Origin of the sequence: Bradyrhizobium betae, from assembly GCF_004123905.1 — a bacterium.
Classification (GTDB): Bacteria; Pseudomonadota; Alphaproteobacteria; order Rhizobiales; family Xanthobacteraceae; genus Bradyrhizobium; species Bradyrhizobium betae_A.
The window spans coordinates 230,779-256,593 of record NZ_MZXW01000021.1 but is presented as its reverse complement, the minus strand read 5'-3'; the positions used below and the strand labels follow the sequence as shown (position 1 = coordinate 256,593).

General features: G+C 63.9%; 21 protein-coding genes. 8 read left to right on the top strand and 13 right to left on the bottom strand.

The features are described 5' to 3' along the window. Positions 1 to 105 precede the first annotated feature (105 nt). The 9 genes from B5V03_RS19395 to B5V03_RS19355 form a co-directional block, all read right to left on the bottom strand. Entirely contained in the window at positions 106 to 945 is an 840-nt protein-coding gene (locus tag B5V03_RS19395; protein WP_129271995.1) for an aldo/keto reductase, read from the bottom strand. Positions 946 to 953: 8 nt separating this feature from the next. Beyond that, positions 954 to 1,850, bottom strand: coding sequence for an SMP-30/gluconolactonase/LRE family protein (locus tag B5V03_RS19390; RefSeq protein ID WP_129272048.1), 897 nt, complete (start codon positions 1,848 to 1,850; stop codon positions 954 to 956). 243 nt (positions 1,851 to 2,093) lie between these two features. Beyond that, entirely contained in the window at positions 2,094 to 4,796 is a 2,703-nt protein-coding gene (locus B5V03_RS19385) for a nitrate reductase (protein WP_129271994.1), read from the bottom strand. Between the two features lies 1 nt (position 4,797). Then, the gene (locus B5V03_RS19380) at positions 4,798 to 6,015 is read right to left on the bottom strand and encodes an NAD(P)/FAD-dependent oxidoreductase (RefSeq protein WP_129271993.1); all 1,218 of its coding nucleotides are present in this window, start codon (positions 6,013 to 6,015) and stop codon (positions 4,798 to 4,800) included. Between the two features lie 10 nt (positions 6,016 to 6,025). Further along, complete coding sequence (locus B5V03_RS19375) at positions 6,026 to 6,454, bottom strand: globin family protein (protein WP_129271992.1); 429 nt, start codon at positions 6,452 to 6,454, stop codon at positions 6,026 to 6,028. A gap of 122 nt (positions 6,455 to 6,576) precedes the next feature. Further along, a complete protein-coding gene (locus tag B5V03_RS19370) occupies positions 6,577 to 7,956 on the bottom strand; it encodes an MFS transporter (RefSeq protein WP_129271991.1) in 1,380 nt (459 codons plus the stop codon). 327 nt (positions 7,957 to 8,283) lie between these two features. After that, complete coding sequence (locus B5V03_RS19365) at positions 8,284 to 9,078, bottom strand: ABC transporter ATP-binding protein (RefSeq protein WP_129271990.1); 795 nt, start codon at positions 9,076 to 9,078, stop codon at positions 8,284 to 8,286. 13 nt (positions 9,079 to 9,091) lie between these two features. Then, positions 9,092 to 9,988, bottom strand: coding sequence for a nitrate ABC transporter permease (ntrB, locus tag B5V03_RS19360; RefSeq protein WP_129271989.1), 897 nt, complete (start codon positions 9,986 to 9,988; stop codon positions 9,092 to 9,094). A 63-nt stretch (positions 9,989 to 10,051) separates the two neighbouring features. Then, entirely contained in the window at positions 10,052 to 11,371 is a 1,320-nt protein-coding gene (locus B5V03_RS19355; protein WP_129271988.1) for a CmpA/NrtA family ABC transporter substrate-binding protein, read from the bottom strand. A gap of 687 nt (positions 11,372 to 12,058) precedes the next feature. Between B5V03_RS19355 and B5V03_RS19345 the strand changes: the two genes are divergently transcribed. Further along, a complete protein-coding gene (locus B5V03_RS19345) occupies positions 12,059 to 12,898 on the top strand; it encodes a formate/nitrite transporter family protein (RefSeq protein ID WP_129271987.1) in 840 nt (279 codons plus the stop codon). Between the two features lie 67 nt (positions 12,899 to 12,965). Next, entirely contained in the window at positions 12,966 to 14,696 is a 1,731-nt protein-coding gene (locus B5V03_RS19340) for a bifunctional protein-serine/threonine kinase/phosphatase (protein WP_164988127.1), read from the top strand. 16 nt (positions 14,697 to 14,712) lie between these two features. On the opposite strand, the gene B5V03_RS19335 is transcribed toward B5V03_RS19340, so the two are convergent. Beyond that, the gene (locus B5V03_RS19335; protein ID WP_129271985.1) at positions 14,713 to 15,546 is read right to left on the bottom strand and encodes a Crp/Fnr family transcriptional regulator; all 834 of its coding nucleotides are present in this window, start codon (positions 15,544 to 15,546) and stop codon (positions 14,713 to 14,715) included. Between the two features lie 329 nt (positions 15,547 to 15,875). Beyond that, a complete protein-coding gene (locus B5V03_RS19330; protein ID WP_129271984.1) occupies positions 15,876 to 16,793 on the bottom strand; it encodes an intradiol ring-cleavage dioxygenase in 918 nt (305 codons plus the stop codon). Between the two features lie 162 nt (positions 16,794 to 16,955). Here B5V03_RS19330 and B5V03_RS19325 point away from each other — a divergent pair, with 162 nt between their 5' ends. Further along, the gene (locus B5V03_RS19325; RefSeq protein WP_129271983.1) at positions 16,956 to 18,230 is read left to right on the top strand and encodes a serine hydrolase domain-containing protein; all 1,275 of its coding nucleotides are present in this window, start codon (positions 16,956 to 16,958) and stop codon (positions 18,228 to 18,230) included. A 229-nt stretch (positions 18,231 to 18,459) separates the two neighbouring features. On the opposite strand, the gene B5V03_RS19320 is transcribed toward B5V03_RS19325, so the two are convergent. Continuing rightward, a complete protein-coding gene (locus tag B5V03_RS19320; protein WP_129271982.1) occupies positions 18,460 to 18,693 on the bottom strand; it encodes a hypothetical protein in 234 nt (77 codons plus the stop codon). 138 nt (positions 18,694 to 18,831) lie between these two features. Here B5V03_RS19320 and B5V03_RS19315 point away from each other — a divergent pair, with 138 nt between their 5' ends. From B5V03_RS19315 to B5V03_RS19290, 5 genes are all read left to right on the top strand, one after another. After that, positions 18,832 to 19,176, top strand: coding sequence for a DUF1236 domain-containing protein (locus B5V03_RS19315; protein ID WP_129271981.1), 345 nt, complete (start codon positions 18,832 to 18,834; stop codon positions 19,174 to 19,176). A gap of 292 nt (positions 19,177 to 19,468) precedes the next feature. Beyond that, positions 19,469 to 20,977: a sensor histidine kinase gene (locus B5V03_RS19310; protein WP_164988126.1), complete on the top strand. Its 1,509-nt coding sequence runs from the start codon at positions 19,469 to 19,471 to the stop codon at positions 20,975 to 20,977. 249 nt (positions 20,978 to 21,226) lie between these two features. Further along, on the top strand, positions 21,227 to 22,183 hold the full coding sequence (locus tag B5V03_RS19305; RefSeq protein WP_129271980.1) for a helix-turn-helix domain-containing protein: 957 nt from the start codon (positions 21,227 to 21,229) through the stop codon (positions 22,181 to 22,183). Between the two features lie 522 nt (positions 22,184 to 22,705). Next, positions 22,706 to 23,911: an NAD(P)/FAD-dependent oxidoreductase gene (locus B5V03_RS19295; protein WP_129271978.1), complete on the top strand. Its 1,206-nt coding sequence runs from the start codon at positions 22,706 to 22,708 to the stop codon at positions 23,909 to 23,911. A 92-nt stretch (positions 23,912 to 24,003) separates the two neighbouring features. Then, positions 24,004 to 24,921 (top strand): MBL fold metallo-hydrolase, encoded by a 918-nt coding sequence (locus B5V03_RS19290; RefSeq protein ID WP_164988138.1) that lies wholly within the window; start codon positions 24,004 to 24,006, stop codon positions 24,919 to 24,921. Positions 24,922 to 25,012: 91 nt separating this feature from the next. Here the strand turns inward: B5V03_RS19290 and B5V03_RS19285 are convergent, their stop codons facing one another. Then, complete coding sequence (locus tag B5V03_RS19285) at positions 25,013 to 25,744, bottom strand: cytochrome c biogenesis CcdA family protein (RefSeq protein WP_129271977.1); 732 nt, start codon at positions 25,742 to 25,744, stop codon at positions 25,013 to 25,015. Positions 25,745 to 25,815: the final 71 nt, after the last annotated feature.

The window sequence follows — 25,815 nt, the reverse complement described above, 5'->3', positions numbered from 1 at the left end:
AAATGCGCCGCTTTCACAACTTCCGAAAACAGGATGCCGATATGCGCTCAGGTCCGCGCGCGTCAATGCTTCATTAAGAATGCAAGTAAAGTGCGGTTTGCTGCACTACAGCATTGGCAATCCGCGCGGCTTCGATCCGCGCGGAAACGCCGCATCCAGCGCAGAAATCTCGTCTTTCGTCAGCACGAGATCCCCCGCTGCCGCATTTTCGCCGGCATGTTCGGCGGACGACGCCTTCGGGATCGCGACCACCGTAGTCGCACGGGTGAGGAAGCTGAGCGCGACCTGACGCGGCGTCGCGCGACGCGCATCGGCAATGCGCGCGAGAACGGCGCCGCCCTTGCTGCGCGCGTCCGGGAAATCGTCATGCCCGAACGGCGAATAGGCAACGACGGCGACGCCATGCTGCTCGCACCACGGGATCACCGCATGCTCGATCGCGCGCTCCTTGAGATGATAGAGCACCTGATTGCAGGCGATGCGGCCTTCACCGGAGACATCAAGAAGCTCATCAAGATCGTCAGCGTCGAAATTGGAGACGCCCCAGGATTTGATCTTGCCCGCCTTCACCAATTCATCGAACGCGGCGACGGTGTCCTCTAGCGGATACGAGCCGCGCCAGTGCAGGAGATAGCAATCGAGCCGATCGGTCTTCAGCCGCTTGAGCGAACGCTCGCAGGCTGTGATGGTGCCGCGACGCGAGGCGTTGCTCGGCAGCACCTTTGAAACGAGGAACACCTCGTCGCGCCGGCCTGCAATCGCATCGGCAATGACGAGCTCGGCATCGCCATACATCTCGGCGGTATCGATATGCGTCATGCCGAGATCGAGTCCACTCTGAAGCGCCGCGATCGCGCGCTTGCGGTCGCCATGGTCGAGATACCAGGTGCCCTGCCCGATCACGGAGACGTTGGCGCCGGTCTTGCCGAAGGGGTGCGTGTTCATGTCTATTCCTAGAGAGCGCTGATGTCCGCGACCAGCACGCTGCCGGTCGCCGACTCCGTGATATAGAGACGATCCTTTTGCGCGCCACCAATGGCGACATTGGTGCAGTTTGGCCCCGCGCACGACTTGATCCGTGCGATCAGCTCGCCGTTCGGCGCAAAAACGAAGACATGGCCGAGCGAGGCATGGCCGACGAAGAGGCGCCCCTTCGCGTCCATGGTCATACCATCAGGACCGCTGGTGCCGAACAGCGAGCAGAAGCGGCCGACCTTCGATACACTACCGTCTTTCATGAACGGCAGCCGCCACACCGCATTGTCGCGCGTCATCGCGACGAACAGCACGGTCTCGGTGGGATCGAGCACCAGACCGTTCGGACTGATGCCGGTATCGATCAGACAATCGAGCCGGCCGCTCGACGCCAGCCGATAGACGCGACCGCCGGGATCGTGCAGGCCGGTCTGGCCCTGGTCAGTGAAATAGATGTCGCCATTGGATGCGAGATGCAGGTCGTTACAGCCGCGGAACGATTCCGAATTGCGTGCGGTCAGGATCGGCTTGATGCGGCCGTCCCTGGCATCGAGCTCCATGATGCCGTGCATGTAGTCGGTCACGAGAATGCGGCCATCGGCTGCGATCTTCAATCCGTTCGGCCATCCCTCATACTCGATCGCCAGCGACCACTCGCCGTCAGGCGCGATGCGGAAGATGCGGCCGAAAGGAATGTCGACGATGTAGAGACGGCCGTCGCTGTCGAAGGACGGCCCCTCGATAAAACTGTCGGTCGGCACACCCGGCCGGTTGGCGTCGGCCCAATCGGTCCGCTCACCCTTGCGGCGGAATTTGTCGGGCATGGCGGAGAAGATTTTAGTCTCGATCAGGCGTGGCGGCGTTTCCAGGTACATCATTGTTGTTTTTGTGTGTGTTGAGGCGGAGAGCGCGGCAACATAGGGCACAATCGAGGGCGCGTCGATTGGGGGGAGGGCATGGCTGCGTCCACGCCACTCTCATGTCCCGGACGCGCTGCAGCGTGAAACGCTGCTGCGCAGAGCCGGGACCCAGAAGGGCCAAACACTCCGCTGTTAGATGGGCCCCGGCTCTGCAGCGCATCACTTCGTGCTGGGCAGCGTCCGGTGCACGAGACCTACCTACCCCGCCGCGCCCGCGACCTTTGCCTGCTTCACCGGCACGTCCGTCGTCGCGATCAGGCGCTTCAGTTCGGGGATGCAGGAGCCGCAATTGGTGCCGGCCTTGAGTTTTGCGCCGATCTCGGCCGCCGAGCGCGCGCCGGCGGCAATCGTGTCGCAGATGGTGCCGCGGCCGACGCCGAAGCAGGCGCAGACGATCGGGCCGGTTGCGGCGGCGCCTTCGCTGGACTTGCCTGACAACAGCATGCGGCGCTGGTCGTCGCTGACCTGATCGGCCACGAACAGGCTCTTCACCACCTCCCAGTCACCGGCATCATGCGCGGGGCCGACGAACAGGCAGGTCTCGATGCGGTCGCCCACGAACGACGCAGCGCGATAGACGCCGCCACCGAAATCCCGATAGTCGGCGACATCCTCGCCGGCAACGCCATCGAGCCAGGCCGGCCAGCGCGACAGATCCGCATTGTCTGCGAAGAGGTAGCCGAAGCCGCCCGAGACTGTGACACGGGTCCACATCAGGTTTGGCGGCAGATCGAGCTGTTTTCGCGAGAGCGCAAAGCCGCGGAAGACGTATTCATACGGCGTGATCGCGGCCGGTGTCGCCTTGGACTCCGGCTGGCCAGAGAACGGATCGGTGAACGGCGCGACCAGCGCGCCGACGCGGCCGTGGGAGGCATTCATCGCGCTCCAGTGGATCGGCGCGAACAGCGTGCCGCGCTGCTGGCGGTCGCTGACGACGACCTTCAGAATGCACTGGCCGTAGTCGGTGGTGATACGGGCAAAACCGTCATGGACGATGTTGTACTTGTTGGCGTCATCAGGATGGATCTCGACGAACGGCTCGGGCAGATGCGCGCCGAGCCGCTGGCTGAGGCCCGTGCGCGTCATGGTGTGCCATTGGTCGCGAATGCGTCCGGTGTTGAGACGCAGCGGGCGCGAGGGCCCGGTCTCGCCGCGCAGCGCCGGCACCTCCGGCGCGACGAAGCGGCCCTTGCCGTCATTGGTGAAAAAGCCGCCGCTCGCGAAGAAACGTTCGCCGGGAGTCTGGCCCTCGCGCGCGGGCCACTGCACCGGCTTCAATCCATCGAAAGCCTCATCCGACAGCGAGGTCAGCGCGCCGATGTCGAAATCGCGGCTGCCATCGTTCTCGAAGGCCGAGAGCGCAGCATGTTCGCGAAAGATATCCGCGGCGGATTTGTAGTTAAAGCTGTCGCCGAAGCCGAGGCGCTTGGCGGTTTCGCTCAGGATCCACCAATCGGGCCGCGCCTCGCCGGGCGCCGGCAGGAACGAGCGCTGGCGCGAGATGCGTCGCTCGGAATTGGTGACCGTGCCGGACTTCTCGCCCCAGGCCAGCGCCGGCAGCAGCACGTGCGGCCCGGCATCGACGGTGTCGTTGGAAAGCACGTTCTCGGAGACCACGAACAGCTCGAGCTTCTTCAGCGCCTCGCGCACGAAGTCGGCGTCGGGCAGCGACACCGCGGGATTGGTGCCCATCACCCACAGCGCCTTGACCTCGCCACGGTTGATCGCCTCGAACAGCTGGACTGCTTTCAGCCCCTCATGGGTGGCGATGCGCGGCGCCTTCCAGAACCGCCTGACGCGATCGATGTCGGGCGGCGTGAAGTTCATGTGTGCGGCGAGCTGGTTGGCGAGGCCGCCGACCTCGCGGCCGCCCATCGCATTGGGCTGGCCGGTCAGCGAGAACGGCGATGCGCCGGGCTTGCCGATGCGCCCCGTGGCGAGATGGCAGTTCAGGATCGCGTTGACCTTGTCAGTGCCCTGCGCCGACTGGTTGACGCCCTGCGAATAGAGCGTGACGACCCGTTCGGTATCGCGGAACATCTTGAAGAAAGTCGCGACGTCCTGCTCGGTGAGGCCGGTCGCCAGCGCGGTCGCGGCGACGCTGCCGGCGATATTGCGCGCGCGTGCCAGCGCATCGTCGAAGCCGGACGTATTGGCGGCGATGTAATCCTGATCGAGCGCGCCGCTGTCGGCGAGATGGACGAACAGCCCGGAGAACAGCGCGGTGTCGGTGCCGGGCTTGAGGCCGAGGAACAGATCGACGTCGCTTGCAGTGTCGGTGCGGCGCGGATCGATCACGATCATGCGCGCACCGCGCTCGCCACGGTTCTTCACCATGCGCTGGAACAACACCGGATGGCACCAGGCCGCGTTCGAGCCGACGAAGACGAGTAGATCGGCCTGGTCGAGATCCTCGTAGCAGCCGGGCACGGTGTCGGCGCCGAAGGCGCGGCGATGACCCGCGACCGAGGACGACATGCACAGCCGCGAATTGGTGTCGACATTGGCCGTGCCGACAAAGCCCTTCATCAGCTTGTTGGCGACGTAATAATCCTCGGTGAGGAGCTGGCCGGACAGATAGAACGCGACTGCGTCGGCACCGTCGCGCGCGACGATGTGCTGCATGCGATGGGCGACGTGATCGAGCGCATCGCTCCAGGCGACGCGCTCCAGCACGCCCTTGCAGCGGATCATGGGATAGAGCAGCCGGCTCTCGAGGCCAACGGTCTCGCCGAGCGCGGAGCCCTTGGAGCACAGACGGCCGAAATTGGCGGGATGATCGGGATCGCCCGCGATCGCCGCGCCGCCCTTGCCGTCGGGCGTCGCGAGCACGCCACAGCCGACCCCGCAATAGGGGCAGGTCGTCTTGGTGGCGCGGAGTTTTGGGTCGATCGCCGTCATATCAAGCTGCTTTCGAAGGAAGCGCGAGCGCGCGGCCGAACATCATGTCGGCGCGGATCGCGGCAACATTCTCGCGATTGCGGATCAGCCCGAGATACCAGAGCGCATCGACGGTATCGCCGATCAGCAGCGCACCGGTGAGCCGTCCATCCGCGATGACGAGCTTCTTGTAGGTGCCGCGCCTGCGGTCTGACAGCACGAGGCTCTCGCTGCCCTCCCCGCCCATGAAATCGCCGGCAGAAAACACGCCGACGCCGGAGACCTTCAGATTGGTCGAGACCACGCTGCCATGATACGAAGCGGACCGCCCGGCGAGATGCTGTGCCAGCACCCGCGCCTGCTCGTAGGCCGGCTCGACCAGACCATAACAGGTGCCGCGATGCTCGGCGCATTCGCCGAGCGCGTAGATGTCGGGCGAGGCCGTCTGCATCTCGTCATTGACGACGACGCCGCGGTTGACCGCGATGCCGGCATCCCTGGCCAGCGCGATGTTGGGCCTGATGCCCGCGGCGAAGATCACGGCGTCGGCCTCGAGGCGGCTGCCGTCGGCGAGCTCGACGGCCTCGACATGCCCGTCGCCATGAATGCACTTCGTGCTGGCATTGAGCAGGATGCGGATGCCCTTGCGCTCGACCAGCGTCTTCAGCAGATCGGCGGCCGGCCCGTCGAGCTGGCGCTCCATCAGCCGGTCCATCAGATGCAGCAGCGTCACCGGCGCGCCGGCCTTGGCGAGGCCGTAGGCCGCTTCAAGCCCGAGCAGGCCGCCGCCAACCACGACGACGCGCTTCTTGGCGGCCGCAAGCGTCAACAGCAGGTCGACGTCGCGGGTGTCGCGAAAGGTATGAACGCCGGCAAGATCGGCGCCGGGCACGTTGAGCCGCAGCGGCGTCGATCCAGTGGCGAGCACGAGCTTGGAATATTCCATGCTCTCTTCACCGGCGATCTTGAGCTCGCGGCGGCCGGTGTCGATCTCGGTGACGCGATAGCCGTAGCGCACGGTGACGCCGCGATGGCGCCACCAGTCGGCAGGTCTCAGCTCGATCTCGTGCGAGCCGGTCTCGCCGGCCAGCACGGAGGAGAGCAGCACACGATTGTAAGCGAGCCGTGGTTCATCGCCGATAACGGCAACCGCGTAGCGGCCGAGTGCGGTCTTGGCGAGTTCATCGACAAGACGCGCGGCCGCCATACCGTTACCGACGATGACGAGTGGTTCACTCACAACACATCTCCTATTCGGCGGCCTGCGCCTGCACGCCGTAGGCCTCGGAAATCATGAAGCCGGACAGCACGCCGTAGGCGTCAGTCCAGGCCGTGGCGAGTTCGGGCGTCCACGCTTCGCCAAGGCCCTTCTCCAGGGTCCACAGCAAGGTCGCGCCGACCACCGGGTAATGCTCGGCCTTGGCGCCATAACCGACGTGACGCTTGGCGAGCGCGGAGGCCGCGGGAAGAATCGTTTCCAGGTTCGACAGGCCGCCGACGACGGCGGCGAGCATGCCCATCAGTTTCTTGCGCTGCTCGGTCATGTCCTCGGGAAACATCGCGCGCACGGATGGCGCCACCTCGAACAAGCGGTCATAGAACAACACAGAGGCTGCTTCCGAAATCGGCGCGACCTTGGAAAAGCTCTGCTGGATGAGGGTGATCTGCTCGGGCGTCATGATGTTCTCCTGCCTGTTTCGGTTTGCCTTGGTGCGCGCCATTGCGAACCAGGTTCATGGGTCAAACGTCATCAGCGAGACTTCTCCCCGCGTACGGGGAGAAGCGAGATTCGTACCAACTGTCACACCCGAGCTTCGGCGAGGCTTGGCGCGCCCTCACCCTGCGGGCTGCGACGCAGGTAGAACCACCAGGTCAGAGCGAGGCAGGAGGCATAGAAGCCAAGATAGATCGCGAGCGCGAGCGAGGGACCACCGGTCATGGCGATCGACTTGCCAAAACCGCTCGGGATCAGATAGCCGCCGACGGCGCCGATCGCGCCGATGAAGCCGACCGCAGCACCACTCTCGATGCTCGCCGTCTTCAGGGCCATCGCGCGAGCAGCGTCACCCTTACCGCGGACCTTGAACAAATTTTGCTCGCGGAAGATCGAGGGGATCATCCGATAGGTCGAGCCGTTGCCAATGCCCGTCGTGACGAACAGGATCAGGAACATCACGAGGAAACCGATAAAATCCTTGTGCCCGACGAAGTAGAGCACGCCGACCGTTGCCGCCGCCATCGCGATGAAATTCCAGAAGGTGAGGATGGAGCCGCCGATCTTGTCGGCGAGCAAGCCACCAAGTGGTCGCGACAGCGAGCCGACCAGCGGCCCGAGGAACGCGATCGCGATCGTGACCTGCGGAAACTGCGTCTTGATCAGCAGCGGGAACGCCGCGGAGTAGCCGATGAAGGATCCGAACGTGCCGATATAGAGATACGCCATAATCCAGGTGTGCTTGCGCTTGACCACCGCGAGCTGATTCTTGATCGACGACTTGGCCGTGGTGAGGTTGTTCATGAAGAACACCGCACCGAACACCGCGATCGCGATCGGCAGGACCCACATCAGACCGGCGTTCTGCAGAAAGACGCCGTCGACGGGGGTTGCCTGGAACAGGTTGATGACCGCGAGCGTCATCAGGATCGGGGTCAAGAGCTGCACGCTGGAGACGCCGATATTGCCGCCGGCCGCATTCAAGCCGAGCGCCCATCCCTTCATCCGGTCGGGGAAGAAGAAGGAGATGTTGGTCATGCTTGAGGCGAAATTCCCGCCGCCGAGACCTGCCGTCGAGGCGATCAGCAGCATCAGCCAGAACGGCGTGTCGGGCTGGCTGACGAAATAAGCGAGCGACAGCGTCGGAATGAACAGGATCGCCGCACTGAAGATGGTCCAGTTGCGACCGCCGAAGGTCGTAACCGCGAACGTATAGGGAAAGCGCATGAAGGCGCCGATCAGCCCGGGCACCGCGACGAGCTGGAACAGCTGGTCGGTAGAGTAATGGAAGCCCGCCTGCGGCAGCTTGGTCGCAACGATGCTCCAGATCAGCCACACCGAGAAGCCGATATGCTCGGCGACGATCGACCAGATCAGGTTACGCCGGGCGATGGCCTTGCCGCCCGCATTCCAGAACGCCTCATCTTCGGGGCGCCAGTCAGATATCCACGTCGGATTCTTCGTCATTGCAAATCCCTTCCAGGCTCACCGCTGCTTCGTTGCAGGCTCTGCCTCCAGGCATGGAGGCGCGCGTCGAGGCCAGGCCCCGATGGCGAGTTCACGATGCTGATTGATGATGTTGAGGGACGTCGTCGTTGGCGTCGGACAAAGTATTTCAATTTCCGTGCCAATTGCGTGTAGCCGGGAAAGACAGGGAATTCAGGGGTTTATTCGAATTGACCGAAACTTTTGCAAGGCTGTTTCGCACGCATATTTTGCGATTCGCTCAATCTTTGTGCGGCGCACAAGGATTGAGCTTGATGATCCAAAATTAGGCGCGGTGTCAGCGATGCGTCAGGCGGCCTCGACGAAGCGATGACGCTCATAGAGGAATTCGAGCACGCGCTGCCGGCACTTCAGGTAAGTCGTGTTGGTGGCGAGCTCTAGCCGCTTGCGGGGGCGCGCGAGCGGCACTTCCAGCACCTCGCCGATGCGCGCGCTCGGCCCGTTCGTCATCATCACGATGCGGTCGGACAGCAGCACGGCTTCGTCGACGTCGTGGGTGATCATCAAAATGGTGTTGCCGAGCTTCTGATGGAGCGCCATCACCGAGTCCTGCAAATGCGCCCGGGTCAGCGCGTCGAGCGCGCCGAAGGGCTCATCCAGCAGCAGCACCTTCGGCTCCATCGCCAGCGCTCGCGCAATGCCGACGCGCTGTTTCATGCCACCCGAGATTTCGGAAGGGCGCTTGTCCCTGGCATGGGCCATCTGCACGAGGTTGAGATTGTGCATCACCCAGGCATCGCGCTCGGCCCTGGTCTTGGTTTTGGCGAAGACCTTGTCGACGCCGAGCCGGACGTTCTCGTACACGGTCAACCACGGCAACAGGCTGTGGTTCTGAAACACCACCGCACGATCGGGCCCGGGCGAGTTCACCTCGCGGTTCTCCAGCAGCACACCGCCGGTCGAGGCGGTCGTGAGCCCGGCGATGATGTTGAGCAGGGTCGACTTGCCGCAACCGGAATGGCCGATGATCGAGACGTACTGCCCCTTCTCGATGGTCAGGTTGATGTCCTTCAGCACCTCGGTCGTGGCATTGCCGCGGGTAAAGATCTTGTCGATGTGGTCGAGTTTGAGATAGGCGGTCATGTGTCCCTTCCCCTTAGCTTATCGCGGTGCCGCGCGTAACGACCTTGCCGAGCCCCGCGATCAGGCGGTCGAGCACAAAGCCGATGATGCCGACGTAGAACAGCGCCAGGATGATTTCGCTGATATGCGAGGAGTTCCAAGCGTCCCAGATGAAGAAACCGATGCCGACGCCGCCGATCAGCATTTCCGCCGCGACGATCGCGAGCCACGACAGGCCGATGCCGATGCGAAGCCCCGTGAAGATATAGGGTGCGGCGGCCGGGATCATGATCTTGGCGAAGAACTCGAGCGGGTTGAGCTGCACCACGGCGGCGACGTTGCGGTAATCCTGCGGGATGTTGCGGATGCCGACCGCGGTGTTAATGATGATCGGCCAGACCGAGGTGATGAAGATGACGAAGATCGCCGAAGGCTGGCCATCGCGGAACGCTGCAAGCGACAGCGGCAGCCAGGCCAACGGCGGGATGGTGCGCAACACCTGGAACAGCGGATCGAGCCCGCGCATCGCCCAGACCGACTGTCCGACCAGCACGCCGAGCGCGATGCCGGCGATGGCGGAGAGCGAGTAGCCGAGCGCGACGCGCTGGAGGCTGGCGGAGAGATGCCAGAACAGGCCCTTGTCGATGCCGCCATGGTCGAAGAACGGATCGACGATCAATTCCTTGGTGTCCTTGAAGACCTTTGACGGCGGCGGCAGCGCCGAGCCGGCGCGGCGGCAGACCAGCTCCCACACCAGCATCAAGAGCGCGATCACGACCAGCGGCGGGACCACGCGCACGGCGGCCTCCCGTGCCATGCGTGCGTAAGCTTCACTGCGCGGCGCACGCTTCGGCGTCATCGCGACAACAGGCGCTGCGGTAGCCGCAGGCGTCGCGGTCTCAACCTCGATCTTCGTGGCAGGCATATTCATCGCAATATCTCTCCGGCTTCAAAGGACGACGCGGCCGCCTGATGACGGCGGCCGCTGGCTCCATCAGACTTCGACGCGCTTGATCGCGAGCGACTTCAGATAGGCCGCCGGATTTTCGGGATCGAACACCTTGCCGTCGAAGAAGGTCTCCTTGCCGCGCGAGGTCGAGGCCGGGATCTCGGAGCTAGCTACGCCAAGCGTCCTGGCCGCGTCGCGCCACATGTCCTCGCGGTTGACCTTGGCGATCAGGGCCTTGGTGTCGAAATTCGCCTCGTACTTGCCCCAGCGGATGTCCTCGGTCAGGAACCAGAGGTCGTGGCTCTGGAACGGATAGGAGGCGAAGTCGCGCCAGTACTTCATGATGTGCGGCGAGTTCTCGACCACCTTCCCGGGGATGCCGTAGTCGAACTTGCCGGCCGTGCGATCGAGCACGTCCTCGACCGGACAGTTCATCCACTGCCGCTTGCCCATGATGGCGGCGAGCTCCGCCTTGTTCTCGGCCTTGTCGGCCCATTGCTGGGCCTCCATCACCGCCATCAGCAGCGCCTTGGAGGCCTTCGGATATTTGTCGACGAAGGCGGCGCGCATGCCGAAGGATTTTTCCGGATGCTTGTTCCAGAGCTCGCCGGTATTGATGGCGGTGTAGCCGATGTTCTGGTGGATCAGCTGCAGGTTCCAGGGCTCGCCGACGCAGAAGCAGTCCATGGTGCCGACCTTCATATTGGCCACCATCTGCGGCGGCGGCACCACGATGGTCTCGATGTCCTTGTCGGGATCGATGCCGCCGGCGGCGAGCCAGTAGCGGATCCAGAGATCGTGCGTGCCGCCGGGGAAGGTCATCGCGGCCTTCACCGACTTGCCGGAGGCCTTCTTTTTCTCCAGCGCCGCCTTGAACGGCGTCGCGTCGACGCCGAGCTTGAGGTCGGCATATTCGTTGGCCACCGAGATGCACTGGCTGTCGAGATTAAGCCGCGCCAGAATGTACATCGGCGTCGGCTGGTTGTTCTGCGTCACCTTGCCGGCCGAGATCAGATACGGCATCGGCGTCAGGATGTGCGCGCCGTCGATGCCGTTGCCCTCAGAGCCGAGCACGAGATTGTCGCGCGTGGTGCCCCATGAGGCCTGCTTCTGCACGTCGGTGTCGGGCACGCCGTATTTGGCGAACAGGCCCTTGTCCTTGGCGACGAAGAGCGGGCCGGCATCGCTCAGTGCGATGAAGCCGAGCTTGGCACCCTTGACCTCGGGGCCTGCATCCTGCGCGAAGGCGCCGGCGGGGAAATTCAGCTTGGCGGCGGCGAGAAGGGCAGCGGTGCTGCCGGTGGCCTTCAACAATTGACGGCGGCTGAGGCCACTATCCGAAGGCCGGCGAATGCGCTTGGTCATAGCTGGTGTCGTCCTTTGCGTCGTTGCGAATGATTGCGTCAGTGCGCACGAGCAGCCCGTCCGTCCGTGGCGCCCGAAAAAGGACGCATGCGAACGCGCGACGGGGAGACCCCCGCCTGGGTGGCGTCAGCAAATTCGGATGAGAAGTCTCGCGGGACGGCTTCAATGGCGTCGGCTTGGAACTATTCAAGCTTCATGCCAAGCCCACGACCATAAAAACTGAAATAAAATCATATGCTTATATGATCCGCGCCAGTCTGTCGCAGGTTTGCGGCGCACGCGAAATTTGCGACCTGCCCAATTATTGTGCGCCGCACAAATGTTATGCAGTCGCCTACGCAACGGGCCGCGGCGTCCGCAAAAGCTGGATCAGGCCGAGCGCCATCGAGTTGATATCGCTTGTCTTTTCTAGCAAACCCACACGGCACGCAACTTGCATTTCCATGGACGTCAACGAAGACTGCGGCTTTGCCGCATTGTTGCAGCCTCTGGCGGCTGCATCCGGAAGCTCAACTGCTTCGCGGCCCTTCCCGGCTCAGTCCTCGTGACGCGATTCCCACGGCTTCCAAACCTTCCATAGCCCTCGTGCGCGGCAGAACCGTCCGCACGGCCCGACGTTCAACCACGTTCAGTCGCGCGCCCCTGGTGCGTGTGTCGATCTCACTTACGAAGCAAAAGGAACCATTGATGTCGTATCTCGCGCCTTCGGAATTCGTCACCAAGATGGTGGATGCAGGTGAGTCCAAGATCTTCATGTCCACCCGGGATACCATCATCCGGGCCTATATGGCCGGCGCTATCCTGGCGCTGGCGGCCTGGTTCGCCGTCACCATCAACGTCAACACCGGCCAGCCGCTGGTCGGCGCGCTGCTGTTTCCTGTCGGATTCTGCATGCTCTATCTGCTGGGCTTCGATCTCCTGACCGGCGTGTTCGTGCTGTCGCCGCTCGCGCTGCTCGACAAGCGCCCGGGCGTCACCTTTGGCGGCGTGCTGCGCAACTGGGGCCTCGTCTTCGTCGGCAATTTCGCCGGCGCCTTCACCGTCGCCTTCATGATGGCCTTCGTCACGACGTTCGGCTTCACGCAGGACCCCGACAAGGTCGGCGCGGCCATCGGCAACATCGGCGAAGGCCGAACGCTGGGCTATGCCGCCCACGGCGCCGCCGGCATGGCGACGCTGTTCCTGCGCGGCATGCTCTGCAACTGGATGGTCTCGACCGGCGTCGTCGGCGCCATGATCTCGACCTCGGTCCCCGGCAAGGTCATCGCGATGTGGATGCCGATCCTGGTGTTCTTCTACATGGTGTTCGAGCACTCGGTGGTGAACATGTTCCTGTTCCCGTCGGGCCTGATGCTGCACGCAAAATTCTCGATCATGGACTATCTGATCTGGAACGAGATCCCGACCGTGCTCGGCAACCTCGTCGGCGGCCTCGCCTTCACCGGCATGACCCTCTACGCCACGCACGTCATGACCCAGCCGAAACGCCAGGCCGGCAAGGTCACGCCGCCCCGCGTCGCGGCCTGATCACACGCACCTCAACAAGAGAGCCTCGCCCGGTTAGGGTGAGGCTCTCTTTGCCTTGGTGACGACGATGACGCGCGGACTCCGGATCTCGATCGGCCAGTACTCCGACAGGGGGCGCAAGCCCGTCAACCAGGATTTTCACGGCGTCCTCGTTCCGGAAGAGCCTCAGCTCAGCCTCAAGGGCATCGCGGCCGTTCTCGCCGACGGCATCTCCAGCAGCACGGTGAGCCAGATCGCCAGCGAGTCGGCGGTCAAGAGCTTCCTGATGGACTATTACTGCACGTCGGAATCCTGGACGGTGAAGACCTCCGCCCGCCGCGTGCTGGAGGCGACCAATTCGTGGCTGCATGCGCAGACGCGCAAGAGCCAATATGCCTATGACCGGGACAAAGGCTATGTCTGCACGCTGAGCGCCATGGTCATCAAGGCGACCACCGCGCACATCTTCCATGTCGGCGATTGCCGCATCTACCGCGTCGCCGGCAAGGCGCTGGAGCAGCTGACCGACGATCACCGTATTATCGTATCGTCGGAGCAGACCTATCTCGGCCGCGCGCTCGGCATCAATCCGCAGCTCGAAATCGACTACCAGGCCGTCGAGATCGAGGCCGGCGACACTTTCCTGCTGGCGACCGACGGCGCCTACGAATTCGTCGAGCAGCGCTTCGTCACGAACGCGCTCAGCGAGCATGCGGCCGAGCTCGACGGTGCGGCGAAGGCGATCGTCGAGGAAGCCTACCGGCGCGGCAGCGATGATAACATCACTGTCCAGATCCTCCGCATCGATGCGGTGCCGCAGCGCGAGCCGGCCAGCATCTTCAATCAGAGCTCGGAGCTGCCGCTGCCCCCGCTGCCGGAGCCGCGGGCGATCTTCGACGGCTACAGGATTATCAGGGAGATCCACGGCAGCAGCCGCAGCCACATCTATCTTGCCGTCGATCCCGAGACCGATGCGCCGGTCGCGCTCAAACTGCCGTCGATCGATTTGCGCGACAACGCGGCCTATCTCAAGCGCTTCCTGATGGAGGAATGGATCGCGCGGCGGATCGACAGCCCGCATGTGCTCAAGCCGCTGTCACAGTCGCGACGGCGCGGTTACCTCTACGTCGCGACCGAATTCGTCGAGGGGCAGACCTTGCGGCAGTGGATGACCGACAATCCGCGCCCGGACCTCGAAACCGTGCGCGGCCTGATCGAGCAGATCGCCGCGGGCCTGCGCGCCTTCCACCGCATGGAGATGCTGCATCAGGACCTCAGGCCCGACAACATCCTGATCGACAAGACCGGCACAGCAAAGATCATCGACTTCGGATCGGTCAGGGTCGCCGGTGTCGCGGAAGCCGCACCGCAGGACGATGCCGACGAAATCCTCGGAACGGTCCAGTATACCGCACCGGAATATTTTCTTGGGCAAGGCGGCTCGCCGCGCTCCGACATGTTTTCGCTGGCCGTGATTTGCTACCAGATGCTCACGGGAAAGCTGCCCTATGGCACCCAGGTCGCGAGGATCAGGCGCAAGGCGGATGTGCGGCGGCTGCAATATCGCCCGGCCGACGACGACCGCAACGTGCCTGCGTGGGTCGACGGCGCGCTGAGGCGCGCGCTCCATCCCGATCCCTACAAGCGGCACGAGGATCTCTCGGAATTCGTCTTCGAACTTCGCTCGCCCAATCCGGCCTATCTCAACACGCGGATCACACCCCTGCTGGAGCGCAGCCCGCTGATGTTCTGGAAGCTGACCTCGGCGGTGCTCGCCTGCGCGGTCGTCGTGCTGCTGGCGCTGCTGCACGCGCGTTAGCCGAGTGTTGGCGTCACTAGCCGTCGGAGGCGACGAAGGCGCGTTCTCGGAACGGCGCATAGGTAGGCTGCGGCGCCTCCAATTCCTGGCAATACATCCGATCGATCTTGCGCTGCATGAGCGCATAACAATCGCATGCGACCCTCTCGAGCCGCGCCCGATCGATCTCTACCAGCCCGCGCCGGTCGGACCTGACGGCGCCGGTTTCGCGTAGTTTGCTCATCATCAGATTCACTGTCGTCCGTCGCACCCCGAGCAATTGTGCAAGCGCCTCCTGCGTTACCGGAAGCAGGTCGTCGAGAACGCGGTCGTGAAGTTGCAGGAGCCATCGCGCCATGCGGCCATCCACCCGGTGCAGCGCATTGCAAGCGGCTACGTGCTGGAGCTGCAGCAACACAGCGCGGGCGTGGACCTGCACGACATTCCTGATGGCTGCGCTTTGCCCATAGGCAGCCCGAAATTTTCCGGCAGAGATCAGCGATGCTGTGCCGGCCATGCGAGCAACCGCGGTCACCGATGAAAGCGATGGGCCGAGCACGGAGAACGAGGCCAAAGCACCTTCCCGTCCCATCAAGGTGGTTGCGACTGTTTGCCCGTCCGGCATATCGAGCATGAAGGCGATTGCGCCGCTATGGGGAAAACAAACCGGGTCGAGCTCATCGCCTGACCGAACCAGCACGGCACCGGGTTCGAACGATATCTTCTGGAAGTAGGGCGTGAGCAAGCCGAGATCCGCCGCCGGCAACGCCGCCAGTAACCGATTCCCGATGCCGGTGCGGTGGACAGTCACGATGCTTTCTTGTGAACGAGCACCCGACGAACGACGGTATCCATTTTTCTCATCTGCCATGATTATCCGAAATACGAATTGCCGAAGGGCAACTATCCAAACAGAGCCATTGGTCGAGATCAAGCACGGATAATTGCGGAGAGCTGACCGCCGTCCTCGCCGCGCAAACGGGATCTTGCATAAATCATACTATTAACGATCTTTGCCGCTCGGCGAGGTGATCGACCAGTGATGATCGCGGCAACGCCTGAGCCTGCCCTTGGCGCAACTCGGAAACTCTCTGAAGTCCGCTATTGCGCCGCTGTCAGAAGCACCGCGGACGTCTTGCGCGCCAAGACTGTTACGCGCCAAGCCTGTTACGCTAAGGCTGCCGCGTTTCCAGCGGGCCGTCAGACCGGCTCCGCCGCCTTCGTCCCCAGCGGCTTCGGCGCCATGCCGCCGCCCGGCTTGAGATGGAATTCGTAAGTCATCAAATGCCACTGCCCGTTCGCCTTGCTGCCGTCGGGCATCGCCGCATCGTTGCGCGGCTCGACCTTGGCGACGAGGTCGTCCTTGACGCCGAACACGACGTCGGAATCGAGATATTTGTCGCCGTCCATGAAGACGTGGGTGATCAGCGGCTCGTAGCCCTTGGCGTTGACCAGGAAGTGCACATGCGCAGGGCGCATCGGATGACGCCTGGTCTGCGCGATCATCTCGCCGACCGGACCGTCGGTCGGGATCGGATAGCTGCACGGCAAAATGGTGCGGAAGAAGAAGCGGCCGTCGCTGTCGGTGATGAAGCGCGCCCGCGCCGAAGCGCCAACCTCATCGTAATTCGCCTTCTGTGAATCGTAGAAGCCGTCGTCATCGGCGTGCCAGACGTCGACGGGAACGCCCACAAGCGGCTTGCCCTTGAGATCGGTGACGCGGCTCTGCACGAACATGCGTTCACCGGTTTGATTGTTGGGAGAGATATCGATGCCGTGCGCGGTCACCTTGTGCTCGCCGACATAGAACGGGCCGAGCACGGTGGTCTGGGTGGCGCCCTCGCGCTCCCGGTGGTTGACCGCGTCCACCAGCATGGAGACGCCGAGCACGTCCGACAGCAGGATGAACTCCTGGCGGGTGTCGGTGCATTTCTGGCCGGTGCGGGTCAGGAAATCGATGGCGTATTCCCACTCCTCGAAGGTGAGACCGGTCTTGCTCACGTAATCGTGCAGCGACTTCACCAATTCCTGGAGCAGGAATTTTGCACGCGGATTTGGCGTATTGTCGAAGCTCGCGACCACGGCTTCGGTGAGTTCGGTCTCATTGAACTGGGTCATATGCGTCTGCCCTGCGTTTTTCTCTTTGGCCCGGATGGGCTCCTTGGAGGCGTTCCAGACTGCAGCCTACACCAGTCGTCGGGGCCACGTTAAGCGCAACCGGCTTGGAATGAGGCCGCCATTTCGGTATCAACTTTCCGACAAAATGCCCCGGAGGAACTGATGCTCGCCCCGACCCCCGCTTCGCCCGAATCCGTGGGCATGTCCAAGGCCGCGCTCGACCGCGTCGATGCGCATCTGAAGACCAGGTACATCGATGCCGGCCGCTTCCCGGGCACGCATCTGCTGGTCTACCGCCGCGGCAAGATCGCCCACAGCTCCGTCCAGGGCCTTGCCGATGTCGAGCGCAAGGCGCCGATCAAGGACGACACAATCTACCGCATCTATTCCATGACCAAGCCGCTCACCAGCGTCGCCTTCATGATGCTGGTCGAGCAAGGCCTCGTCGCGATCGACGAGCCGGTCGCAAAATACATTCCGGAATGGAAGGACCTCGGCGTGTTCGTCGCCGGCACTGCGCCTGCGTTCCTGACCCGGCCGCCGTCCCGGCCGATGCTGATCGTGGACCTGCTGCGCCACACTTCCGGACTGACTTACGGCTTCCAGCAGCGTTCCAATGTCGATGCCGCCTATCGCGCCGAGAAGATCGGCGAGGTCGAGAAGTCGGGCACGCTCCAGAGCATGATCGAGAGCCTCGCCAAGATCCCGCTGGAATTCTCGCCCGGCGAGGCCTGGAACTACTCGGTCTCGACCGACGTGCTCGGCTACCTCGTCGGCAAGATCTCCGGCATGCCGTTCGAGCAGTTCCTGAAAACACGCATCCTTGATCCGCTCGGCATGACCGACACCGATTTCCACGTGCCGGCTTCGAAGGCGCATCGCTTCGCCGCCTGCTACAATGCCGATCCCGCTGGTGGATTTACCTTCCATGCCGGCCAGCGCCGCGAGGGCCTGACGCTCCAGGACGACCCGGCCACGAGCTCGTTCCTGACCCCGCCCTCGCTCATCTCCGGCGGCGGCGGGCTGTGCTCGACGATGGCCGACTATCTGACCTTCTGCCGCGCGTTGCTCAATGGCGGCGAACTCGGTGGCGTCAGGCTGATCGGGCCGAAGACGCTGGCGCTGATGACGAGCAACCATATCCCCGGAGGACGTGCGCTGCCCGAGGTGTCGCGCTCGATGTTCGCCGAGGCCGCCTATAATGGCATCGGCTTCGGCCTCGGCTTTGCCGTAACCATGCGCCCGGCGGAAACGCTGATTGCCGGCAGCCCCGGCGAATACAATTGGGGCGGCGCGGCCACGACCTCGTTCTGGATCGATCCGGCCGAGGAGCTCATTACCATCTTCATGACGCAGGTGCTGCCGTCGAGTGCCTATCCGATCCGGCGCGAGCTGCGCAGCATGGTCTACGCCGCGATCACCGAGAGCAATCTCTGAGACTGCGGACGTTCCCTTGGGCTTTTGCGAGGAGTCGTCATGGCCGGGCTTGTCCCGGCCATCCACATCTTAGCCAAGAGGAACGAAGAACGTGGATGCCCGGGACAAGCCCGGGCATGACGCTTCGTTGTCCGTCAATGAAAATGGCCGATCAAATAGATGCCGCCGCCGATCACCAGCACGGCGGGCACGGCCCACAAAATCAGGACTGGCATTGGGTCATCTCTCCTCAGTTTGACGTGCAGACCTTGACGGTCTTCATGCCGCTTTCAGCCTCGGTGCGCGACTTGTAGATCGTGCCTGACGGGCTGACGACGGTCATGGACGTGTCCGTCGGTTTCTTGTCGACGATCGTGCACTTCTTGGTCTTGACGTCCTGGACGACGTAGAACTCGTCGGCCGCGAACGCCGGCAGGGATATTGCGGCAAGCATCAGCGCCGCGGTTACTGCTTTCAACTTCATTTTCTTCTCCTCCAATCGCCGGGCTGTCCGGCCCGGCCGATTCACAAACGGGAAAAAGTAGCAATTTGTTCCTATTCGCAGGAACGCCGTCTGCCATCGGATGTTGTTGCGGCGCATATTGCCATCGAGGAGGACAAGATGAAGAAGCTGTTCCTGCTTTCCGCCGCGGCCATCCTGATTTCGACCGGCGCGTTCGCGCAATCGACCGTGGTGACCACCACCGGAACCGGTCACGCGGCAGCGGTTCAGATCGAGCCGCAATACCGGACGAGGATCAAATCCTACGTCACCGAACATCATCTCCGTCCGGTGACGACAAAGGAGAAGATCATCGTCGGCGCAACGGTTCCAAGCGACGTCGAGCTCGAAGCCGTTCCGTCTGACTGGGGTCCGTCGCTGACGAAATATCGCTACGTCTATTCCGGCGAGCGCGTGATGCTCGTGGATCCGGGCACGCGCACCGTCGTCCAGGAAATCGATTGATACCGACAGACGGGCGGCCGCCGCGACGGCGGCCGCCCTCCCGGAGTTGACCGCATGACATCGCAGCGAGAAGCCCGGATCGCCGGACTCAGCCTGGCGGCCGTCTACCTCTTGTGTCTGCTGCTGACCGCAATCAGCATGAGCTGAAGCGCAGACCTCCTGCACTGCGCTGCAAAATCCTTCTGGACTGCTCCCCGCACGCGAAAATCGTGGCGCGATGCAGGTCCTGCCCGTATGGTTCTGGCCAAAATCATCATCCGGCGCTGTCGCGCTGGAACCGGGACGCCCGCGTTTGTCCAAGTTCACCCTGCCGGTCCGGCTCGCTCTCCTGGTCGCGGGAACGACGCTGCCGATGATCATCTTCGCGGTCGGCATCGCCTTCTACAATTACAAGCAGGACCGCAGCGACGCGAACCGCCGCGTGCTGGAGAACGTGCGCAGCATGCGCCTCGTGCTGGATTCCGAGGTGCAGCGGATGACCGGCGGCTTGCAGGTGCTGGCGCTGACGAACTCGCTGCGCACCGACGACTTCCCAAACTTTCGCCGCATCGCGCTCGGCTTCCTCGACCAATACGGCAAGGGCGGCCTGGTCCTGATCTCCGACCGCAAGGGCCGGCTGTTGTTCTCCTCGGCGACGGAGGACATCGCGAGCCTGCCGCCGCGCGGCAATCTGGTGATCGTCGAGAAAGTGTTCGCGACCAAGGTGCCGCAATATTCCGACCTGTTCACCGGCACGCTCGACCAGCGGCAGGTTCTCACCGTCGAAGTGCCGGTGTTCCGCGACGGCGAGGTGATCTACGACCTCTGCTTCGGCCCGCCGGTCGGCATCTTCCAGGAGCTGGTCGAGAAGCAGCGACCCGACCGGCAATGGACGGTGTCCCTGCTTGACGCCAAGGGCACCGTGTTCGCGCGCGTGCCGAACCCCACCGAGTCGTTCGGCAAGCGCGCCTCGCCCTCGTTCTACGCCGAGATGTTTCGCGGCAACGAGGCGTCACTCCCGACCGTGTCGCTCGACGGCATTCCACTCGCCTCCGCCTATACCCGCTCGCGGCTGACCGGCTGGACCGTGGCCGCCGGCGTCCCCGAGAGTTCACTGATCGCGCCGCTGTGGCGCAACATCGCCATCACCAGCCTGATCGGCGGCATCCTGCTGTTGACGGGTCTCACGTTTGCAGTGCGGATGGCGACCACGATCGCGCGCGGCGAGATGCTGCATGATCTCTTGATCGATGAGCTCAATCACCGCGTCAAGAACACGCTGGCCTTGATGCAGGCGATCGCGGTGCAGACCTTCCGCAGCGCAAGCCGCGATGAACGGACCAAGTTCGAGGGCCGTCTTGGCGCGCTCGCCGAGGCGCATAATCTGCTCAGCCAGGAGAAATGGGCCGGCTCCGAGCTGAAGGACGTGGTGACGCGCGTGCTCCAACCGTTCCTGCTCTCCGGTCCCGAACGTATCCGCATGACCGGCCCCGCGGTGCCGCTGTCGCCGCGGCTCGCCGTGGTGCTGTCGATGATCGTGCACGAGATCGCCACCAACGCCGCGAAATACGGCGCGCTGTCCAACGAGACCGGCCGGGTGACGCTCGAGTGGGAGGTCATCGCCGACACCCCCAAGCCGCGGCTGCGCCTGATCTGGACCGAGATCGGCGGGCCGCCGGTGACCGAGCCGGTGCGGCGCGGCTTCGGCTCCCGTCTGATCGAGCGCAGCGCGCGCGATCAGCTCGGCGGCGAGGCCACCGTCGACTTCCTGCCGCGCGGCGTCGTCTGCACGGTGGTCTGCGCGCTGGACGAGGCGCACTGAAGCGACTGGAAGGGAAACCGGCCGCCGCACCGAACATCCGATCCGGCAAGCTCCCTGCGGTCTCCGTTCCATAGCAGCGCAGCGCCGTCCGGCGTGCGTTTGCGAAAACGCGCGCCTGCCCAGAGCAGGATCGGACAAAGCATGGCCGCTTCAGGAAAGACCCTGAGCCTTCGCAGCGCATAGAACGCGCCGCCCGTACAAATACGGACATCTGATCCGCAGCTTAAGACGGTCAGGAGAAGCCACGCAATGATCGAGAGCACCGCACGCATGCGCAATCCATCGCACAAGGGCTTGCCGCCCGCGCCAGCCGAACAGCCGGACGACAGCTCGTCATCTGAGCGGCGCGCCGATGCGGAGATGGCGCGGGTGCTCAGGACCGAACCGGCTCGCATGGCATTGGATTCCTCCGGCGCCGGGATCGCGCACTGGAAACATGATCCATTGCACGACATCGTCGAGCCCATGAGCCACCACGTGATCATGGCGTACAACGGCGTGATGCAACGCATGGAGCGCCGGACAGGACGATCGGTTGCGATCGGTACGTTTCGTGCCGGAGTCGTGATCATCATTCCGGAAGGATCGAGCTCGCGATGGGATATTCCGAAGCCTGTCGACGTGGTTCAACTCTATCTTCCGAATGCAACGCTGAAGCGCGTTGCCAACGAAGCAGGAACCGCCGGAGCGAGCGATCTGCTGGAGCGGACGGCGCATCCTGACCCCATCACGTCCAGACTGCTCTTGAGCGCAGCGGAGACGCTGCAGGGCAACGGAGCCCTCGATATGCTGTTCCGCCATCAGCTGACGGACCTTCTGGCCACGCGCCTGCTGGTTGCCCACACAGGTTCGCCATCCACATTCCAACCGACCATGGGTGGGCTGTCGCCGAAGGTCCTGCTCCGTGCGATCGAACGGTTGCGGTCGGACAGCGATGCAGACGTCTCGCTTTCGGCGCTTGCCTCCGACGCCGGCCTGTCGCGCTTCCATTTCTGCCGGTCCTTCAAGGAGAGCACCGGGCTCTCGCCGCACGCCTGGCTGCGCCAGCACCGGCTCGAGCAGGCCATGAACATGCTGCGGGAGAGTGACGAATCGGTCGTCTCGGTCGCAGCCGCGCTCGGCTATGCCTCGCAGACCGCCTTTGCCGCGGCATTCAAGAAGCTCACGGGCGAAACGCCGAGCGATTGGCGCAGGCGCGTGCGTTAGCAGCAATCTCTCGATAGCGACGGCAATCGCTCTGGGGCAGTCGAACATCCGGTTCGCTACACATCGCAACGTCACATCATGCGGACGGAGGCAGACGATGAACTGGAAACGCCTTGCAATTGCACCGCGACGAAGAGCCGTCTCGACGGCGATCGTGTACGGGCTCTCACTGACCGTGCGTCTTACCTCGCCGACGGCCGAGGAAGCGCCGGCACAAATCGGGCCAAGCGCCAATGCCGCGACGTCAATCCTGATCAGTCATGATTGGCCGAGTAAGCCTGCGATGCCGCTAGCCCTGCGCGGCTGGCTCTTGGGCCCGCGAAGCTGCAGCACGGCATGCGAAGGTCCTGCGCTGCTGTCCTCGCTGCCGAACTGCACCGCGCCATAACGGCCCGCCCGTTTCCGTCTCATCTCTCCGCGCTCGCAACAGGCCTGCTTGCATTCGGCAGCGGCGATGACACGCGCGTCTCGGACCGACCAGACCCAAAAACAACCCAAGAATAAAACTCAGGAGTGAATCACATGCGACTACTCATCATCGGCGCCGGCTTCGCCGGCATGTACGCCGCCCTCTCCGCCGCCCGCCTGCGCGACATCAAGGGCGCTTCGCCTGACGATCTCGAGCTCGCGCTGATCGCACCGGAGCCGACGCTGGTGGTCCGTCCGCGGCTCTATGAGCCGAAGCCGGAAACCCTGACAGCACCGCTGCTCGACGTTCTCGAGGCGATCGACGTCCACTACATCCAGGGCAGCGCCGAGACCGTCAACACCGAGGCGCGGACAGTGCAGATCACCACGGCAAACGGCACGAAGAAGACCCTGTCCTACGACCGCCTGGTGGTCGCCACCGGCAGCCGCCTGTTCCGCCCCAACATTCCCGGCCTTGCCGAGCACGGTTTTAGCGTCGATTCCCTCGATGACGCGATTACGCTGGACAAGCATCTGCACGGCCTCGCCGACCGGCCGGCCGCGAACGGACGCGACACGGTCGTCGTCGCCGGGGGCGGTTTTACGGGCATCGAGGCCGCGACCGAGTTGCCCGCGCGCCTGCGCAAGATCCTCGGCAAGGATTCCACGACGCGCGTGATCATCGTCGAGCGCAACAGCGCGATCGCGCCCGACATGGGCGAAGGCGCCCGCTCGGTGATCGAGGACGCATTGCGCAGGCTCGGCGTCGAGACACGGCTAGGGGCCGGCGTCGCCTCGCTCGACAAATCCGGCGTGACGCTGTCGACCGGCGAACACATCGAAACCGGGACGGTGGTCTGGGCGGCCGGCATCCGCGCCGCGCCATTGACGGCGCAGATCCCCGCCGAGCGCGACAATTTCGGCCGGCTGCTGGTCGATCGCCATCTGCGCGTGCCGGGTATCGCCGGCGTCTTTGCGACCGGCGATGCCGCCCGCGCGGCCTGCGATGACGACGGCAATTACGCGCTGATGTCGTGTCAGCACGCCACGCGCATGGGCGCCTTTGCCGGCAACAACGCGGCCGCCGAGCTGCTCGGCATTCCGACCAGGCCCTACCACCAGAAGGCCTACGTCACCTGTCTCGACCTCGGCGAAGCCGGCGCACTGTTCACGCGCGGATGGGAGCGCACCGTCGAGATGGTCGGCGACGTCGCCAAGAAAACGAAGCAGGAGATCAACACCGTCTGGATCTATCCGCCGAAAGCTGCGCGCGCCGCCGCGCTCGCATCGGCCGATCCGGAGCGCGTCACCGATCTCTGACGCACGAAGCGATGACGACCGCGCGCTCCCGGCCGCGCGGCCTGCTCAACCAGGAACAGCCGGAAACACTCATCATGCAACAGGAGACGAACATGAACCTGCACAACACTTCATATCCAGTGGGATCAGGCCGCGAAGAACTTGTTCCGTCGCGCTACGCACTGAAGATCGGCGACATCGACGTGCTCGTGGTCAGCGACGGCGTGCTGCCACTGCCAACCACGATGCTGGCGCACAACGCCGACCCGACCGTCCGGGCGGCCTGGCTGCACGACAGGTTCCTGCCGCAGGACGCGTTCGACTGGGCGCTGAATGCGGTCATGGTCCGCAGCGGCGGCAAGACCATCCTCATCGACGCCGGCCTCGGATCCGACCCCAACCTGAACTTGCCCCGGGCCGGCCAATTGATCCGGCGACTTGAGGCCGCCGGCATCGACCTCTCGGCGGTGACCGATCTGGTGCTGACCCACATGCACATGGATCACATCGGCGGGCTGCTCGTCGACGGCGTCAAGCAGCGGCTGCGCAAGGACCTGCGTATCCACGTGGCGGCTGCCGAGGTCAAGTTCTGGGAGGCACCCGATTTCTCCCGCGTCGCCATGCCGCCGGGATTCCCCGACGCGCTTCGCGCCACCGCCAAGCGGTTCGTGAAGGAGTATGGCAGCCAGCTGCGCACATTCGATGAGACGCACGAGATCGCGCCCGGCGTCATCGCCCGTCGCACTGGCGGTCACACCCCCGGGCACTCCGTGGTTCGCATCGCATCCGACGACGACGCCCTGACATTCGCCGGCGACGCCGTGTTTGCCGTCGGGTTCGAGCAACCCGACTGGCATAACGGTTTCGAACATGATCCCGAAGAGGCGGCGCGGGTTCGCGTCCGTCTTCTGCGCGAGATCGCCGAGAGCAGCGAGATGCTGGTGGCCACGCACCTGCCGTTCCCGTCCATCGGCCGCGTGGCCACCGATGGCGACGCCTTCCGTTTTGTGCCGGTGTTCTGGGATTACTGACGAAGGGATCGGCTAGGCCGCACCAGGGCGCGGGCTCATGGCCTTCATGAGCGCGCGCCCGCTCGCCTTCGGTGACGCGCGAGAAGCGGCTCTACCCGATCGTCTGAAGCGCCGGAAACGTCTCGAGCAGCCAGATGCTCACATTCGAGACCGCGCCGGTGAGGAAGCCGATACCGGTGATCACCATCAACACGCCCATGCCGCGCTCGACATTGACGAGATGGCCCTTCATGCGCGCAAACAGTTTTGAGAATTGCTCGATCATCAGCGCGGCGATCAGGAAGGGAATGCCGAGACCGGCCGAATAGACCGCGAGGAGCCCCGCGCCCTTGGTCACCGTGGCTTCGGCCGCGGCGATCGAGAGGATCGCGGCCAGGATCGGGCCGATGCAGGGCGTCCAGCCAAAGGCGAAGGCTAGGCCCATAATGTAGGCGCCCCAGAGGCCGACGGGTCTGGGGATCGGCAGGCGTCCCTCACGCATCAACAGGCCGATGCGGGTCAATCCGAGGAAGTGCAGACCCATCACGATGATGACGATGCCGGCGAGGATCGACAGCTCGGCCGACCAGGCCCGGATCAGCCCGCCGATCAGCGAGGCGCTGGCGCCGAGCGCCACGAACACCGTGGAGAAGCCGAGCACGAACAGCAGCGCCGACATCATGATCGCACGCTTGGAGGCCGCAGCCTCATCGGCGCTCTTGACATGCTCGATCGTCGCACCCGTGAGATAGATCAGGTAGGGCGGGACCAGCGGCAGGACGCAGGGGGAGAGGAAGCTGACGAGGCCGGCAATCAGCGCCGCCGGGATCGAGACATTTTGCATGATGCAGTCGGAGCCATCTCAGGCGCCGGCAGGGCGCGCTGGGACTGCGCGCGGGCCGGAGCACCGGCTCT